Here is a 16,540-nt window from a genome sequence, read left to right on the forward strand (position 1 = left end):
GAGGAAAACTATGAGTCAAGATTTACTGACTTCATTTGAATTGTTGTTATTCGGTTGGGGCGGCGTCTTTGTCGTGATCCTGATCATCTACTTCGCATCCTTGCTTTTGTCGAAGCTCTTCCCAGTAAAAAAATAAAGAAGGCATTGTATGTATACCCTAAAAAGAATCTGGCTGCAAAAAGATCCAGAAGTCTTTTTGCAATGGCAAAAATTGATCACCCGTGCTGGCTTAGCCGTCGGTGAAGAAGTAGCCTATACCGTCGGCATTTTTGACCAGCAAACCTTGATTGCTACTGCTTCTTGCTATGCCAATATCATCAAGTATGTGGTGGTCTGTGAAAAAAGACGCTCCGAACAGCTGTTGACGCAATTGATTTCACACCTTAGCGATCATATCAAAGACGAAGGCTTCACCAAGTCCTTCGTCTATACAGCACCGAAAAACCGCCTGTTTTTTGAATCCCTCGGGTTTCGTGAAGTGCTGGCAGCACAAGACATCTTGTTCATGGAACAAGGCGTTCCTTCTTTTGAAAGCTATGCCCAGCAACTGCAACGGCAGCGAATTGGACAAAACAACGGCGCGATCGTCATGAACGCTAATCCTTTTACCAAAGGACATTTGTACTTAGTCGAAACGGCTGCGAGTCAAAAAGAACAGGTTTATGTGTTCGTTTTATCAGAAGACCGCTCGCAATTTTCTACCAGCGAACGGCTGCAGATGGTGACGGATGGTGTGGCTCATCTGCCAAATGTAACGGTGCTGCCGACCAACAACTATCTCGTCTCTTCGGCGGTCTTTCCCAGTTATTTCTTGAAAGAGCAAGCACCTGAGGCGATCGCCAAAAAACAAGCCGCCTTTGATGCAACCCTCTTCAAAGAAAAAATTGCCCCGCTGTTGGCGATCACTACGCGTTTTGTAGGCTCAGAGCCTTACTCGCCCGTGACCCAACTCTACAACGAGGCCATGGCTGCCTTTTTTTCACCCGAGCTTGAACTGATCGTGATCGACCGTCTGAAGATCAACCAATCAACCGTTTCGGCTACAAACGTTCGGAAAGCGATTGCAGAAAAAGATTTACTTTCCTTGCAGCAATTTTTACCAGAAACAACGTTCTCATTTTTAATGCAGCATAACTATATTTAGAGGTGATAATAAGTGGAAATCAAAAAAAGTGCGGTTGCTGGCTCTGTTGAATCCAGTGATATCTTGATCGCGATCGAGCCTACCACAACCCAAACCATCGAGCTGACCCTCGATAGCAGTGTCGAAAAACAATTCGGCAAACAAATTCGCGCCGTCATCCTTGAGACGCTGAACCATCTAGGCGTGACACAGGCCAAAATCACCGCCACCGATAAAGGCGCATTGGACTGTACCATCAAAGCCCGAACTCTGACAGCCGTTCATCGGGCAGCCGAACAAGAACAGTATGCTTGGAAGGAGATCGACACATGGAACGTTTAAGAAGAACGATGATGTTTGTACCAGGAGCTAACGCTGCCATGCTACGGGATGCGCCATTGTATGGCGCCGATTCCGTTATGTTTGATTTAGAAGATGCGGTCTCCTTGAATGAAAAAGACTCTGCTCGGACCCTGGTGCATTTTGCCTTAAAAACCTTTGACTATTCTGCCATCGAAACCGTCGTGCGCATCAACGGCCTCGACACGTTGGGTGCCCTTGATATCGAAGCGATGGTCCTAGCGGGGGTCAACGTCATTCGACTACCGAAAACCGAAACCGCCCAAGATATCATTGACGTTGCCGCTGTGATCACACAAGTAGAAGAAGAAAACGATCTGCCTGTAGGAACCACCAAAATGATGGCTGCCATCGAGTCGGCCGAAGGCGTTTTAAATGCCCGAGACATCGCCACAGCTTCCGATCGTTTGATCGGGATCGCTTTAGGGGCAGAAGATTATGTCACCAATATGAAGACTCGTCGCTACCCAGATGGGCAAGAATTGTTGTTTGCCCGCAGTATGATCTTGCATGCAGCTAGAGCTGCAGGGATCGCCGCCATCGATACCGTCTTTTCTGATATCAATGACACCGATGGCTTTATCGCTGAAACGACTCGCATCAAGCAGCTTGGTTTTGACGGAAAATCAGTGATCAATCCACGGCAGATTCCCCTAGTCAATGGGATCTATGCGCCTTCAAAAGCCGAGATCCAACAGGCCAAAGAAGTGATCTGGGCCATTCGCGAAGCCGAAAGCAAAGGTTCTGGTGTGATCTCCTTGAATGGCAAAATGGTCGATAAACCAATCGTTGAGCGAGCGGAACGCGTGATCGCCCTTGCCAAAGCAGCGAAATTGATTACCGAGGAGGAAGTGTAATTATGGTGTTAAACAAAGCAGGAAAAGACATCCCTGAATGCTATGCCAACCAATACGGGGTCTTTGAAAATGAAACGGCCAATATCCATGCCTACAAAGAAGCGAGTCGCAAGATCGAGCCAGTCCTGCCAGGCAAGAGCAAGGTCTTAGGCAGCATACGTGAAGCCATTGAAAAAACAGGTTTAACGGACGGCATGACGATCTCCTTCCACCATCATTTTCGCGAAGGGGACTTTATCATGAATCTCGTTTTGGACGAGATCGCAAAAATGGGCATCAAGAATCTTGCGATTGCCCCTAGTTCCATCGCCAATGTCCATGAACCATTGATCGGACATATCAAATCTGGGGTCGTGACCAATATCACCTCCAGCGGTCTGCGGGACAAAGTCGGTGCCGCAATCTCCGAAGGCATTATGGATGCCCCAGTCATTATCCGTTCTCATGGCGGTCGTGCTCGTGCGATTGCCGCCGGCGATATCCACATCGATGTCGCTTTCTTAGGAGCGCCTAGCTCAGATGCGTATGGCAACGCTAATGGCACCGTCGGAAAAGCAACCTGCGGCTCATTGGGCTATGCGATGGTCGATGCAAAATACGCCGACCAAGTCGTGATCATCACCGACACCCTGGTGCCGTTTCCAAATACCCCAATCAGCATTCCTCAAACGGATGTCGATTATGTCGTGGAAGTCGACGCCATCGGTGATCCTGCAGGGATCGCAAAAGGTGCGACCCGCTTTACCAAAAATCCAAAAGAATTGCTAATTGCTGAGTATGCAGCCAAGGTCATCACGAGCTCGCCTTACTACCAACAAGGCTTCTCCTTCCAAACTGGAACAGGCGGTGCCGCATTAGCCGTTTCTCGTTTTTTACGCGAAGCAATGATCCAAGATGAGATCAAAGCCAGCTTTGCCCTTGGCGGCATCACCAATGCCATGGTGGAACTGTTAGAAGAAGGATTAGTGGAAAAACTGATCGATGTCCAAGACTTTGATCACCCTTCCGCACAATCGCTAGGAAAAAACGCCAATCATTACGAGATCGATGCCAATATGTATGCCTCACCGTTAAGCAAAGGGGCGTTTATCAATCAATTGGATACCGCCATTCTTTCCGCACTGGAAGTCGACACGGATTTCAATATCAATGTCATCACCGGTTCTGACGGTGTGATCCGCGGTGCTTCTGGCGGACACTCAGATACCAGTATGGCGTGCAAAATGAGCTTAGTGATCGCTCCTCTCGTGCGGGGACGGATCCCAACGATCGTCGATACCGTCAACACGATCGTCACGCCAGGCGCCAGCATTGATGTCGTCGTCACAGAAATCGGGATCGCCATCAATCCAGCTCGCAAAGACCTGATCAGCCATTTTGAAGCATTGGATATTCCCCAATACACCATTGAAGAATTAAAAGAAAAAGCCTACAGCATTGTCGGTCAACCCGAACCAATCAAGTACGGGGAAAAAACCGTCGCTTTGATCGAATACCGCGATGGCACGATCATTGATGTGGTCAAAAATGTCTGATGCCCTATTTTCAGGAACCCCTGTGACGCTAACCGACATGCTGCAGGCGCGAGAAAATAGAAGCTCCCTTCAACGGGAGCTTCTCGCTGCAGATGAAAAAGCGGCATTACTTGTTGCCACCATGAATATTCCTGGTCCTGTGAAAAATTCTGCCTCATTGACCGCCGTTTTTGAAGAACTCATTACGGAAATCGAAGAGGTCGTCAAGGAACTGATTCCACTGGCAAACCTCTACCGCAGTTTGGAGACCGGACCAGAATATTATCTCGTACTGCCCACAGATCCTTATGAACTAAAACGAATGATGGTTCAAATTGAGACCAATCATCCTTACGGCCGGTTGGTGGATCTGGATGTCTTAACCAAAACCCAAGACCAGCTTTTACCTATCAGCCGCACCGAAATTGGACTGCCTGCAAGAAGCTGCTACGTCTGTGAACAAGACGCCAAAGTTTGTGGCCGTTCTAGAACTCATAGCGTGGCAGACATGCAGCGGCAGATCCGTAAAATCATTCAGGAAAGAGTGAAAGAATGAAAAAAATCCAATTTACCGAAACCGTCTTGCGGGACGGCCAACAAAGTCTGATCGCTACACGAATGCCTACCAGCGATATGTTGCCGATTCTAAAAACCATGGACCAAGCAGGCTATCATGCCCTAGAAATGTGGGGCGGCGCGACCTTCGATGCTTGTCTGCGTTTTTTAAATGAAGACCCATGGGAAAGATTGCGGGCGATCCGCAAAGAAGTGAAAAAGACCAAACTGCAAATGCTCTTACGGGGACAAAATCTCTTAGGTTACAAAAACTATGCCGATGACGTCGTTGCTGACTTTGTGACCAAATCGGTCGAAAACGGCATCGACATTCTTCGTTTGTTTGACGCTTTAAATGATGTCCGCAATTTGGAAACTGCCATCCGCGCCACAAAAGCAGCGGGTGGACACTGTCAAACGGCGATCTCTTATACTACTAGCCAGATCCATACCGTGGATTACTTCGTTGACCTTGCCAACAAAATGGCAGACCTCGGCGCAGATTCTATCTGTATCAAAGATATGGCAGGCGTTTTGACGCCGCAAACCGGCTACGAATTGGTCAGCCGAATCAAAGACGCGGTCGATCTGCCGCTGGAAGTCCATACCCATGCCACCAGCGGCATTGCTGAGATGACTTACTTGAAAGTTGCGGAAGCTGGCGCAGACATCATTGATACTGCCATCTCCTCTTTTGCTGGCGGCACCAGTCAGCCAGCGACCGAATCTGTGGCGATCGCCTTAGAAGATTGCGGCTTTGCTACTGGACTTGATTTGCAGAAAGTCGCTGAGATTGCAGAACATTTCAATCCCGTTCGTGATCGTTTCCGTGAAGAAGGGCTGCTGAATCCGAAAGTCAAAGACATCGAACCCAAAACCTTGATCTATCAAGTACCTGGCGGCATGTTGTCGAACCTACTCAGCCAATTGACGGAACAAGGATTGCAAGACAAGTATGAAGAAGTCCTAGCAGAGGTACCAAAAGTCAGAGCGGACTTGGGTTATCCACCGCTAGTGACCCCATTGTCGCAAATGGTCGGCACTCAAGCCTTGATGAATGTAATTTCAGGAGAACGCTACAAACTTGTCCCAAGTGAGATCAAAGATTACGTCAAAGGACTTTATGGACAATCGCCAGCACCCATCAGCGACGAAATCAAAGAAACAATTATCGGAGATGCCGAAGTGATCACCGTCAGACCAGCTGATCTACTGGCACCGCAATTGCCAGCCTTCAAGGAAGAAATCGCTGAGTATGCCAAAAGCGAAGAAGACGTGCTGATGTACGCCCTCTTCCCTCAGCAAGCCCAAGACTTTTTAGGCCGACGAGAAGATCCCTTTTATGACGTCCCCTTACAGACCGTATCTGTGAGGATTGCGGTGGATTAACAATGAAACCAGAAATAGAGAAAACAACTTAAAGTGCCCCTCACAAATTCGCTTGCTTTAGCAAATTTGTGAGGGGTATTACCATCTATAGGCTGTTTCTTCTTTTTTACTAATCAGCAGTGCAAAAATACGTACGCCACGGCCACTCCACCAATAAGCTTGCATTAATCGCTTCTCACTCACGTATTTTGGGTAGCTGAGAAGCCAGGATTGTGCTTCTTCTCCATCCATTCTATAATCAGCTAAAAGAAGCGTTTTAAAGGAGGGGTTATCCATGCAACGATACATCGCTTTATTAAGAGGCATCAATGTCGGTGGAAAGAACAAAATTTCTATGAAAGAATTAAAAGCCGGTTTTGAAGAACTGGGGTTTAGCAATGTGGTCACTTATTTGAATAGCGGCAATGTGATTTTTTCTAGCGAAGATGATGATCCACAAGCCCTTGCCGAAATGATTAAAGCAATGATCAAACGGTACTTTTCCTTTGATATCGCTATTTATATCATTCGCCAAAGAGACCTGCAGGAACGCTTGACCCATAGACCTGACTGGTCAGGAACGGAAGATAAAACCATCTATGACAACCTGATCTTTTTGATGCCTTCACTGACCTACGAGGTGTTATCTGAAAAACTCGGGGCTCCAAATGCCGACCTTGAACAGGTTTTCCCTTACAAAGACGTCGTTTTCTGGTCCTACATCCGCAAAGACTATCAAAAAACCAATTGGTGGAAAAAAACAGCCAGCACCAGCGTCGGTAAACAGATTACGATTCGGACTATCAATACCGTGCGGAAGATTGCGAAGATGTGAGGAATAGCAAGCCTTCTAATAATTATAAAACCCGTCAGGCAGACTCTTCTGACGGGTTTCTTATAACATTCTAATGTCTCATTAGTTCTCGTTACTACTATTCGTGACGCGCTTTAACTGACGTTAAGTTTCTACGCAATCATCCCAACTAGAAGCAATAAACTACCGAGAAGAATAATAGATTTTCACATCGTGTATTTCTATACTGAATATCTATGATAAAACAAAACCCAAGCATTAAGAATCAATTTGAGGCAACTAGACAATAGTATAGAACGAAAGAAAAAATTCTTATTTGCGACATTCGATTACGCAAAAAATATATATGAACATCTATTATTAGCCATCCTTTTTACTAGCTCTCATTTTAGTTAACCTTTTTATCTATCCTAACTGCTATAAAAACTCTCTCACACGTTCTTTAACATGCTGCTATTGTTCCAACTTCTTTATTGCTAAAGCTAAGCAGCCGATCAAACCTGCATCGTCAGCAAGCATTGGAGTTAGTAGGTATTCTTCAAGAGCAGGGGTATCCACATAGGAACCCATTTTTTCTTTAAACGCTTGGCGAATCAACTCGAGTAGTTGCGGCTGTTTCATTACACCCCCACCTAAAATTATTACTTCCGGTGCATATAGTAAAGTTGTGTTATACACACACTGAGCAAGATAATCTGCCTCAATCGCCCAATAAGGATGATCAAATGAAATGGTCTGGGCTTTTCTTCCAAAGCGTTTTTCAATCGCGGGGCCTGAGGCTAACCCTTCCAAACAATCATGATGAAAAGGACAGATTCCTTCAAATTGATCTTCATTATGACGTTGTAAGAGCATATGTCCCATTTCAGGATGACTGAAACCTGTGACTATTTTTCCATCGACTACAGCACCACCACCAACACCAGTACCAACGGTGTAATAAAGAACACTATTTTTACCTTTTCCATACCCTGCCATATATTCTCCATAACAAGCAGCATTTACATCGGTAGTCCAATAGATGGGAACCGACAAGGCGTTTTCCAAAGCTCCTACAAAATGATAATTTTGCCAAGCTAACTTCGGGGTGTTGGTGATATATCCGTAAGTTCTTGATTCGATTTGAATATCAATAGGCCCAAATGCTCCTACACCAATTGATGCGATATTTCCTTTGTACTTATCAAAGAAATCAAACACTTGCTTCATCGTTTCTTCTGGTGTTGTGGTAGGAAAACTTTTCCGTTCTATCACTTGTAATTGTTCGTTACCAATCCCACAGACAAACTTTGTTCCACCAGCTTCTATCCCGCCATATAACATTTTATCTACACCTTTCATTCACTCATTTTCAAAAAAAGAAACGTATTTGCACTAAGCAAAATCGTTTCTCACTAAAGATTTCGTTGTTCCACCTTCACCAAATTCAATCGGCAATACGGTACGTTTTTCTACTGTCTCTCCATTAATGACAGCAATTAATTTTGCCACTGCCACTTCCGCCATTTGCTTTGTAGGTTGGGCAATTGTTGAGACGAGATAAGGGTCTCCTTCTGTCATCTTTTGACCATCAAATCCGATAACTTGGACATCCTCTGGTACGTTTTTCCCTATTTTTTCAAGCATACCAATGACAGCTAATGCCATCGGATCGTTGATCGTAAAAATCCCATCGATATCGGGATTCTCTAACAAAAAATTTGTTACACGTTCTGAGAGATGGTCTAAAGGTTCTAACATATCTAACGCTTTATAGGAAATCCCCAGTTGACGGCACTCGATCTCAAAATATTTTCGACGACTCTTCGTTTCATTCGGTGTTTCTTGGTACCCACCGATATATGCTACATTCTGACATCCTCGGCGATAAAGTTCATTTGCAGCCAAACGTCCACCGGCCGCATTGTCAGCGGTCACATAAATCACCTCTTCAGTGAAATAACGGTCAATACTAACAAAAGGCAGATTACTCGAAATGTATTCATCGATATCTGAATAAGTAATTCCAATGATGCCGTCTACTTTATTTTGGCTGACCATCTGGATATATTCTTGTTCTTTTTCACTATTACCACTGGAGTTACACAAATAAAGCTTGTAGTTTTGTCTTTCTAATGCTGTTTCTACATGGTAGGCAAATTCGCCAAAAAATGGATGCCATACAGTGGGTAGAATCAAAGCAACCGTATTCGTATGCTTCATCTTTAACCCCCGGGCATAAAAATCTGGTTGATAGTTTAACTCTGTCATTGCTGCTTCAACTTTTTCTCTAGTAGAAGCTTTAACAGAGCCGTTATTCAATACCCGGGAAACAGTTCCTACTCCGACACCTGCTAATTTTGCGACATCTTTCATTGTTGCTTTCATAGTTGATCCCTCACATTTCTGCACAAGTTTAGTATAATGAATTTTGTCATAAATTACTAATTTTTTCAAAATACTAATAGCAAAGCCATGGGAAATCTAGCTATCTGTTCTTTTCTAAAAATATTATCCTTCAAAACCTATTAAATAATTGATACACCGCCTAAGCAATCAAACATTTATTTCACACTCGCTGTTTCAAAAGCTTGAATACGACTTTCTCCAATCGAATGAAACAAGATATCTCGAGCTTTTTCCAGCTCATAGAAAGTAGCCGTCATAACTTCTAAACCATTAATAAAGACTTCAACTGATGAGGTATCTCTAAAAATCTCAAGAACGAGCTGATTATCAATCAAAGGTACTTCAACTTTTCGGACATTCAGAGATTCTTCTTCCGCCCCTGTAAGCTCTCTTCCTAGTTTCTGACGATCCAATTCAAAAACCTGTTTAGCAGTGTCATAAGTTAGTTTGAGACAATCCGTCTTAGACCGCAGTAATTCAATTGTAAAAACTTCTGCTTTCTCCAAATCTGCGACTAGATGTAAATATGAAGAATCCGACAGTGCGTTTCGAAATACGACTGATGTGTCAGTCACTGCGATATTTTCACTGCCTTGTTGATAAACTAAATGACTATATACAGTTGAGATGGGCTTTTGTACCAATCGATTTTTTTTCACTCTTAACTCTCGGGGCAAACTCATAGAGCCTGCCCAAAGATGGCCTAACTCATGTGTAGGCAATGTACGATCCCACATCTGCATCCAAGCAATCATCACCCGTCCACCATTAGGATCTGTTGTTGTTTGTGGTGCATAAAAATCCATTCCAAAATCCATTTCATGGAAATTATCAACTATCATCTGACCTGTTTCCCAGTTTACCTCACCAATACAAGCCATGGTAGAACTGATATTATGATATTCCAGTCCGTTCTTCTTGATTTGTATCGGAGACATGATTAAGACATCTCGTCCGTCTAAATGGAATAAATCAGGACATTCCCACATTATTCCTTGCTCTGAAGTCCCTTCTAGCAACACAGAGTAAAAGTGCCAAGTATACAAATCTGACGATTGAAACATCACTATTCTACCAGTAGACTGTGTAGATTTAGTAGCTACTACCATATAGTAAGCATCGTTGTGAACAATTACTTTAGGATCACGAAATTCTTGTATCAGCCCATTTTCACCTAGCTGTTTTTCTGCTACCACAGGATTACCACTGTATTTGCTAAAATGAATACCATCTTCAGAGACCGCCAAACATTGATGCTGATGGCTAATACCATCAATTTCTTGACAGCCTGTATAAAATAAATATAGTTTTCCGTCTCTTTCAATTGCACTTCCTGAGAAACACCCGCCGCTGTCATAAGGTTGATCTGGGGCTAACGCTACTGGTAGATCTTCCCAATGGACCAAATCACTACTGCGCGCATGCCCCCAATGCATGGGCCCCCATCGACTATCGTAAGGATAGTATTGATAGAAGAGATGGTAATGCCCTTTGTAATATATAAACCCATTGGGGTCATTTATCCACCCGATGGGTGCGGAAAAATGATAGTTTTGTCGATACTGAGGGTTAACTTTTCCTCGCATCATTTCAATAAATCGATTTGCTTTATCCAAAATCGCCGTTTCTTCTACTAACACTTATTGTGCTCCCTTCAAAAAATTATCATAGCCAGTTTGTTTTATTTGAATCCATTCTTCCAAACCTACACGTTCCAATTCAGCAAGGTATTCTTCCCATTCTTCATCGATTTTACCGCCGGTGATCCACTCTGCTCTTTTGCGATAGATGTAATCCCACATATCTGTTTCAATTTTTGCTAATCGATCTGTTTCTTCTTTTTCTAAAAAGACACGTGGATAGATATTGTCTTCTGTAATATATGGCAAATACGTGTCATGCATCAAATCTAAACGCCACTTCGCATCATCTGGCATAGTAGTGACTGTGCCGTAATAAGAATCAAGAACTGCTAATGGTCCTCCAGCTTCGGTTTTTTGTCTTAGTTCCCCCGGTGCTGTCCCCTCTAAAGGCAAATGTTTTAACATACCATCCTTTAATTCAAAAATATTCGCCTGTGCTTCATCACCGTAGGTTCCCCAGTTATTTTGGACAGACTGTAACGGTTCATACATTTTATCTATCCACCTAGCTGTAAGTTCCAAGTTTTTATTCGCACTAGTAATTACGAAACGATCTCTTGAGAAACCCATGCCATTCGTACGAGTAACGTGTTTCGTTCCATCTGGTCCCGCTAAGACTGGCAAGACGTCATAACTATCATCTGCACCCGTGATATTTGCTTTATCCCAAGTAAAGTACACGCCATACTTATGTTCTTTCCCTTTGGCAACATACGTATTCCAATCTTGTTCGAAAGCCTCTTTATCAATAAGACCTTTATTATTCATTTCGTTGAAATATTTGATGGCTTCTTTATACCCTTCTTTGTTAGCAGTAAATTGTACTTGGCCATCGTTATCAACGACTAAGTGGTCATCATTATCACCTAGACCGAATGCCCCCATTAAAAATTTTAAGTCTTCGTTTCCTCCATTGTTAATAAAGCTAAAAGGAATTTCATCTGCTTCACCATTACCATTTGGATCTTGCGTCTTGAAAGCCTCCAACACAGTCATCAACTGATCAGTGGTTTGCGGCATTTCAAGACCCAAATTATCCAACCACTCCTTGTTGATCCAAGCCATCCCATTTACTGTATGAATCGACTCTTTTCCTTCGCCTAATTCTTCAATCCAAGGCATAGAGTAAATGTGACCATCAGGTGCAGTAGACATTTGTCGGTATTCGGGGTTTTCATCAAAAATTTTCTTCAGATTTGGCATATAATCTTCGATCAAATCTTCAATCGGTACAATAACACCACTTTCCGCCCAGTTTAATAAATCATAGTCACCTGCAGCGGCGTTGAAGATGGCATCTGGTAAATCACCACTAGCGATATCCAAATTTCTTTTTTCGGCAAAATCACTACTGTAGTTTGTCCAATCAATATGGAGATTGGTCTCTTCTTCTAATCGCTGGAAAATCAATTTGTCATTAGGATCATTGGGAGCCAAAGGGGCACTTTGAGACATCATTTTTAAAGATACTTTTTCTTTCAATGGAAAAGAGACATTTTCTAATTCATAATCAGGGCTTGATGTACTCTTTTCTTTTGAGCCTCCACAAGCCCCCAAAATTAGTACGGAAGTAAAAACGATTGGCAGCATCCATTTTGCTTTCATCTTAAAATCTCCTTTATAATTTTTATTCATACAAATAGTGAACAATACTTATCCTTTAACAGAACCAACTAAAACACCTTTATCAAAATATTTTTGGAAGAAAGGATACATTATGATTAATGGCAGACTAGAAATGACGATCGTTGCGTATTTAATCAACTCAGCAATTTGTTTCATTTCTGCCATGGCTGTATTGGCTCCCACCATGTCTTGTGAGGGTTGGTTTTGGATCAAAATATTTCTTAATACAAGTTGCAACGGCTGTAAGTCGGGATCTTTGATATAGATCATGGCGTCAAAGTATGAATTCCATTGTCCAACAAAGGCATATAGAAACAACACGAACATAATTGGTTTAGCTAATGGAAGCATGACTTTGAACAGTATTTGCAAGTCATTGGCCCCATCGATAGTAGCAGCTTCAGAAAGTTCTTTTGGCAAAGCACTAAAATAGGTACGCGCTAAGATAATATTCCACACATTTATAGCACCTGGTACGATAATCGCCCATACACTATCTAACATGCCCAAGTTCTTTACCAATAAATAGGTAGGTATCAAGCCGCCACCCACGAACATTGTAATGACAAAAAAAGTCATAATAATCTTTTTCCCAGCCAAGTTAGGTCGAGACAAAGGATACGCAGTGATCATCGTAATAAATACAGTCAATAAGCTGAAGCTAAAAGAGTAAAACAACGAATTTACAAAACCGCGTAAAATGGAATCATCTGCAAATACCCGCTGATATCCTTGTATTGTCCAATCTTTCGGATTGAAGCTTATACCTTTATTGATCAAAGTAGCTGGGTCCATAAAAGAAGCTACCAGTACATAAATCAGCGGAACAATGGTGATAACGACTAAAAATGTTACAATCACTCGGTTCAACCATAAGATTTGACGGTCGATTTTTGATAAAGCACTATTCATAATTTTCTCCTTTCATTACAAGCCTTGACCATCGTTTAGCCGCTTGGTTATATTGTTGACAATCAGTAATAAAACGACATTAATAATCATATTGAACAGACCAACAGCAGCAGAGTAGGCATAATCACCTGATTGCAAGCCGACTTTGTATACATAAGTGGAAATGATTTCTGAGGCAGGGATGTTCATTGAAGTTTGCATCAAGTAGGCTTTTTCATATCCTACATTCATAATACCGCCGGCGGCCAAGATGAAGCTGATCACCATCACAGGCCTCAATGCAGGCAAATCGATATGCCAAATCTTTTGTAAAATATTTGCCCCATCGATATTTGCTGCTTCATATAAATCGGTACTGACTCCCGCCAGTGTTGCGGTGTAAAGAATGGATGACCAGCCGATTCCTTGCCAAATTCCAGATAAAATATAAATCGTTCTGAAATAAGCTGGATTAGACATGAACATAATTGGTTGCCCCGTAACCTTTTCTACTAACCCATTAATAGGTCCATTTGCGGATAGGAACAAAAACAGCATACCCACGATAATAACTACTGAGATAAAATTCGGCGCATATAGAATCAACTGGATTTTCTGTTTTATTTTTTTATTGATAATTTGATTCAAGCTCAGTGCTAAAATAATTGGTGGAAAAAAACCTAACAATAAACCATAAATGCTAATTTTTAATGTGTTGCTCAGCAAAAGTGTAAAATTTGGTGAACTGATAAATTCCCTAAAGTGATCTAGTCCTACCCAAGGACTTTCCAAAATTCCTAGCATAGGATTATAGTCTTTAAATGCAATCACAGCACCGTACATTGGCACATACTTAAAGATAAACGTCATGATGATACCTGGTAAGAGCAACAAGTACATCCACTTATCACGCCGCAACTGTTTCTTTAATTTTTCCCACTTCGAGATATTTTTTTTATCCCGTTGTACCGCCCTTATCTCACCACCTGGTCCCAATGTCTTTTCCAATTCAATCTCCTCCCAATACATTTTAGAAACGTTTCCATTTTTGTTTAAAAAAATAAAAATTTAACGAAGACGCTTTTTGGAAACGTTCCCACTATTTTCGTTTATAGATTACCATAGCCATTTTTTTAAGTCAATATTTTTTTGTAATTATTCTTTCACCCACACTAAGCTTCCTTCAATTCATTTATGGTTTTCGAAAATTGTTAAAAAATAAGGATCTCGATTATTTCATTAATCCTATTTTTCTCTACTTTTCTAGCATTCTTCTTTTATGAGTTTACTTATCACAACTCGCATCCTCTAATCTCTTTTCTACCAATCATTCACTATTTAACCGTTCCAATCGGAAGATTATCTGGTTAATTATTTAAAAATAGCTCGGATTCACATTTATTTTTTGCTTTTTAACTAACTAAAAGCGAAAAGATAAGAGTTAGATATGTAAATGTATATAAGGTTAGGAGCTGTTAGATGAGCTTTTAGGGGAATCTCGGAAAACTAAGGTCGCCAATCAGGATTGAAAAAAATGCAGGAATTAGGAGTATTCACTTTTCATCCGCCAACTGAAAGAAATTAGCGAAAAAAGAGTAAACTCACAAAAATTGTGAATTTACTCCAAATCGATATACGGATCTTCTTTTATGGAATCAAATTTTCTAACGATGAGCTAGTATTTTCTCGCATATAGCTTTTCCCTACTTCACCGATCCCAGCATCCCAGCCACAAAATACTTTTGCAGCGAGAAGAAGACCACCATTGTTGGCAGAGTTGCGATCACGATTGCTAACATCATTAAGCCATAATCTGGATTATTGGCGGCACCGATGGCAGAAATCATCAGGGGAAAGGTTTGCTTTTCTGGTGATTGAAGGGTGATCAACGGCCAAAGGTAGCTGTTCCAACTATTGATGAAGGTAATGATGGCAGCTGCCGCATAAGTTGTTTTCATGGTTGGCATGTATATTCGGAAAAACAAGCCTAGTTCCGACAGACCATCCATTCGCCCAGCTTCAAGCAGTGACTTGGAAAACATTTTTGTGTTTTGTCTGAAAAAGAAAATCAGAAAGGCGGTCGATAGTGTTGGCAAAATGACTGAAGCTACTGTATCGAGTCCAATAAAAGGAATCGTCGCTGAAAAGCTGCCGAAGATTCGAAACAGCGGAATCATGGTGGCGGCAAAAGGCAACATCATCGACAAAAGCAAAATATTAAAAAGCATATTTTTTAATCGGCTTTGATAGATCTCAAATCCGTAGCCGGCCAACGAAGCGATCGTCACGGATAAAATCGTCTGTAACAACGCAATTCTTGCACTATTAAAGAATACTTGTTTCAAGTCATAGGTTGCGACTAGGTTACGCCAGTTTTCTAGCAAATGTGTACTTGGCAATAGTTTGCCTTGCATGATATTTACGGTAGGATTGGTGATACTCACTAACATGAAATAAAAGGGAAAGGCAAACAGAATGGTAAAAACACCTAAAAATACATATGTGCCTACTTTTTTCATTTGTCCTCTCCTCCGATCTTAAATTGGATCATGGAAAAGAAGATGACCATGACGACAATGGCATAAGAAACTGCAGAGGCGTAGCCAAAATCTGGTGTATAGCGAAAGGAGAGATTATAAATATATTGGGAAATCGTCGATGTGGCGTTTCCTGGTCCCCCTTGGGTCAAGTTCATCGGTTCATCAAATAACTGTAGTGTGCCAATCGTTGAGGTCACGGCTGAAAATAAAATGACTGGCTTTAGCAAAGGGACGGTGATTTTAAAAAATTGTTTCGTTGGAGAAGCACCATCGATTCTAGCAGCTTCATAAATTGCTGGGTCGATATTTTGCAAAGCCGATAAAAAGAAAATCATATTGTAGCCGGTCCAGCGCCAAGTGATGGCTAAAATGATAATGACTTTTGCCCAAAAGGGACTGGAGAAAAAGGCGATTGGCTCAGAGACAATCGACAGTCTCACTAAAAGGGCGTTCACCACGCCATTTGTTGCAAACAGTGATTTAAAGACCATGGAGTATGCGACTAATGACGTCACTGCTGGTAAAAAAATGATCGTCCGAAACAGGCCTTTCAGCTTTAGGGTTTTCTGATTGAGCTGGACGGAAAAGAACATGGCCAGCAAGACCATGACAGGCACTTGAAAGCCCAAAAAGATCAAGGTATTTTTCGTGGCTGTCAAAAAGGTTTGATCCGAAAACAGCCGCCGATAATTTGCGAGTCCGCTAAAGGTCAGCCCGGTGCCGCTTCCTGATTGCAAGGATAATAGAAACGCTTGGATCATTGGATAAAAAGAGAAAAAGAAGATTAAGAGTGTTGGGATAGCAATAAATAGCCACCCCGTGATCACTCCTTTTTTATAAAATAATTTATTTTTCATCGTA

17 protein-coding genes are annotated in these 16,540 nt (G+C 42.0%); 8 read left to right on the forward strand and 9 right to left on the reverse strand.

The window, feature by feature from the left end:
• The first annotated feature begins 10 nt into the window (after positions 1-10).
• The 7 genes from IGI82_RS17275 to IGI82_RS17305 are packed head-to-tail and all read left to right on the forward strand — an operon-like array spanning position 11 to position 5,798.
• Complete coding sequence (locus IGI82_RS17275) at positions 11-136, forward strand: OadG-related small transporter subunit (RefSeq protein WP_008381833.1); 126 nt, start codon at positions 11-13, stop codon at positions 134-136.
• A 12-nt stretch (positions 137-148) separates the two neighbouring features.
• Positions 149-1,144 carry a [citrate (pro-3S)-lyase] ligase gene (gene citC / locus IGI82_RS17280; protein ID WP_115232991.1) on the forward strand — a complete coding sequence of 332 codons (996 nt, stop codon included), beginning with the start codon at positions 149-151 and terminating at the stop codon, positions 1,142-1,144.
• A gap of 12 nt (positions 1,145-1,156) precedes the next feature.
• Positions 1,157-1,465: a citrate lyase acyl carrier protein gene (gene citD, locus IGI82_RS17285; protein WP_005230465.1), complete on the forward strand. Its 309-nt coding sequence runs from the start codon at positions 1,157-1,159 to the stop codon at positions 1,463-1,465.
• Positions 1,453-2,340 carry a citrate (pro-3S)-lyase subunit beta gene (gene citE / locus IGI82_RS17290; RefSeq protein ID WP_438842562.1) on the forward strand — a complete coding sequence of 296 codons (888 nt, stop codon included), beginning with the start codon at positions 1,453-1,455 and terminating at the stop codon, positions 2,338-2,340. Before citD ends, citE begins: the two co-directional genes overlap by 13 nt.
• Positions 2,341-2,342: 2 nt before the next feature.
• Positions 2,343-3,875: a citrate lyase subunit alpha gene (gene citF, locus IGI82_RS17295; protein WP_213335044.1), complete on the forward strand. Its 1,533-nt coding sequence runs from the start codon at positions 2,343-2,345 to the stop codon at positions 3,873-3,875.
• Entirely contained in the window at positions 3,856-4,410 is a 555-nt protein-coding gene (gene citX / locus IGI82_RS17300) for a citrate lyase holo-[acyl-carrier protein] synthase (protein ID WP_050759624.1), read from the forward strand. The genes citF and citX overlap by 20 nt, the downstream gene beginning before the upstream one ends.
• The gene (locus IGI82_RS17305) at positions 4,407-5,798 is read left to right on the forward strand and encodes an oxaloacetate decarboxylase subunit alpha (RefSeq protein ID WP_438842563.1); all 1,392 of its coding nucleotides are present in this window, start codon (positions 4,407-4,409) and stop codon (positions 5,796-5,798) included. Before citX ends, IGI82_RS17305 begins: the two co-directional genes overlap by 4 nt.
• 78 nt (positions 5,799-5,876) lie before the next feature.
• Here the strand turns inward: IGI82_RS17305 and IGI82_RS17310 are convergent, their stop codons facing one another.
• The gene (locus tag IGI82_RS17310; RefSeq protein ID WP_228766589.1) at positions 5,877-6,029 is read right to left on the reverse strand and encodes a hypothetical protein; all 153 of its coding nucleotides are present in this window, start codon (positions 6,027-6,029) and stop codon (positions 5,877-5,879) included.
• A 43-nt stretch (positions 6,030-6,072) separates the two neighbouring features.
• Between IGI82_RS17310 and IGI82_RS17315 the strand changes: the two genes are divergently transcribed.
• Positions 6,073-6,612, forward strand: a complete 540-nt coding sequence (locus IGI82_RS17315) for a DUF1697 domain-containing protein (RefSeq protein WP_438842564.1) — start codon at positions 6,073-6,075, stop codon at positions 6,610-6,612.
• Positions 6,613-7,044: 432 nt separating this feature from the next.
• On the opposite strand, the gene IGI82_RS17320 is transcribed toward IGI82_RS17315, so the two are convergent.
• The 8 genes from IGI82_RS17320 to IGI82_RS17355 all read right to left on the reverse strand — a co-directional run bounded on the left by IGI82_RS17320 (position 7,045) and on the right by IGI82_RS17355 (position 16,536).
• On the reverse strand, positions 7,045-7,914 hold the full coding sequence (locus IGI82_RS17320) for an ROK family protein (protein ID WP_002323462.1): 870 nt from the start codon (positions 7,912-7,914) through the stop codon (positions 7,045-7,047).
• Between the two features lie 51 nt (positions 7,915-7,965).
• Positions 7,966-8,958, reverse strand: a complete 993-nt coding sequence (locus tag IGI82_RS17325) for a LacI family DNA-binding transcriptional regulator (RefSeq protein WP_008381799.1) — start codon at positions 8,956-8,958, stop codon at positions 7,966-7,968.
• Between the two features lie 176 nt (positions 8,959-9,134).
• Entirely contained in the window at positions 9,135-10,619 is a 1,485-nt protein-coding gene (locus tag IGI82_RS17330; protein WP_034869507.1) for a glycoside hydrolase family 32 protein, read from the reverse strand.
• On the reverse strand, positions 10,620-12,227 hold the full coding sequence (locus IGI82_RS17335; protein WP_002323465.1) for an ABC transporter substrate-binding protein: 1,608 nt from the start codon (positions 12,225-12,227) through the stop codon (positions 10,620-10,622).
• Between the two features lie 48 nt (positions 12,228-12,275).
• Positions 12,276-13,160 (reverse strand): carbohydrate ABC transporter permease, encoded by an 885-nt coding sequence (locus tag IGI82_RS17340; RefSeq protein ID WP_005230433.1) that lies wholly within the window; start codon positions 13,158-13,160, stop codon positions 12,276-12,278.
• Positions 13,161-13,175: 15 nt separating this feature from the next.
• Positions 13,176-14,168, reverse strand: a complete 993-nt coding sequence (locus tag IGI82_RS17345) for an ABC transporter permease (protein WP_005233042.1) — start codon at positions 14,166-14,168, stop codon at positions 13,176-13,178.
• A gap of 674 nt (positions 14,169-14,842) precedes the next feature.
• Complete coding sequence (locus tag IGI82_RS17350; RefSeq protein WP_375838794.1) at positions 14,843-15,658, reverse strand: carbohydrate ABC transporter permease; 816 nt, start codon at positions 15,656-15,658, stop codon at positions 14,843-14,845.
• Entirely contained in the window at positions 15,655-16,536 is an 882-nt protein-coding gene (locus IGI82_RS17355) for a carbohydrate ABC transporter permease (protein WP_015510593.1), read from the reverse strand. The genes IGI82_RS17350 and IGI82_RS17355 overlap by 4 nt, the downstream gene beginning before the upstream one ends.
• Between the last annotated feature and the right edge of the window lie 4 nt (positions 16,537-16,540).

It is taken from the genome of Enterococcus sp. AZ067 (assembly GCF_051715005.1).
Taxonomy (GTDB): Bacteria; Bacillota; Bacilli; order Lactobacillales; family Enterococcaceae; genus Enterococcus_D; species Enterococcus_D casseliflavus.

Bases quoted from the DNA above. Each gene is read 5' to 3' on its own strand.
- IGI82_RS17340 (WP_005230433.1), bottom strand. From the start codon at position 13,160: ATGAATAGTGCTTTATCAAAAATCGACCGTCAAATCTTATGGTTGAAC.
- citE (WP_438842562.1), top strand. From the start codon at position 1,453: ATGGAACGTTTAAGAAGAACGATGATGTTTGTACCAGGAGCTAACGCT.
- IGI82_RS17315 (WP_438842564.1), top strand. From the start codon at position 6,073: ATGCAACGATACATCGCTTTATTAAGAGGCATCAATGTCGGTGGAAAG.
- IGI82_RS17310 (WP_228766589.1), bottom strand. From the start codon at position 6,029: ATGGATGGAGAAGAAGCACAATCCTGGCTTCTCAGCTACCCAAAATAC.
- IGI82_RS17355 (WP_015510593.1), bottom strand. From the start codon at position 16,536: ATGAAAAATAAATTATTTTATAAAAAAGGAGTGATCACGGGGTGGCTA.
- citF (WP_213335044.1), top strand. From the start codon at position 2,343: ATGGTGTTAAACAAAGCAGGAAAAGACATCCCTGAATGCTATGCCAAC.
- IGI82_RS17335 (WP_002323465.1), bottom strand. From the start codon at position 12,227: ATGAAAGCAAAATGGATGCTGCCAATCGTTTTTACTTCCGTACTAATT.
- IGI82_RS17350 (WP_375838794.1), bottom strand. From the start codon at position 15,658: ATGAAAAAAGTAGGCACATATGTATTTTTAGGTGTTTTTACCATTCTG.
- citC (WP_115232991.1), top strand. From the start codon at position 149: ATGTATACCCTAAAAAGAATCTGGCTGCAAAAAGATCCAGAAGTCTTT.
- citX (WP_050759624.1), top strand. From the start codon at position 3,856: ATGTGGTCAAAAATGTCTGATGCCCTATTTTCAGGAACCCCTGTGACG.
- IGI82_RS17325 (WP_008381799.1), bottom strand. From the start codon at position 8,958: ATGAAAGCAACAATGAAAGATGTCGCAAAATTAGCAGGTGTCGGAGTA.
- IGI82_RS17275 (WP_008381833.1), top strand. From the start codon at position 11: ATGAGTCAAGATTTACTGACTTCATTTGAATTGTTGTTATTCGGTTGG.
- IGI82_RS17320 (WP_002323462.1), bottom strand. From the start codon at position 7,914: ATGTTATATGGCGGGATAGAAGCTGGTGGAACAAAGTTTGTCTGTGGG.
- IGI82_RS17345 (WP_005233042.1), bottom strand. From the start codon at position 14,168: ATGTATTGGGAGGAGATTGAATTGGAAAAGACATTGGGACCAGGTGGT.
- IGI82_RS17305 (WP_438842563.1), top strand. From the start codon at position 4,407: ATGAAAAAAATCCAATTTACCGAAACCGTCTTGCGGGACGGCCAACAA.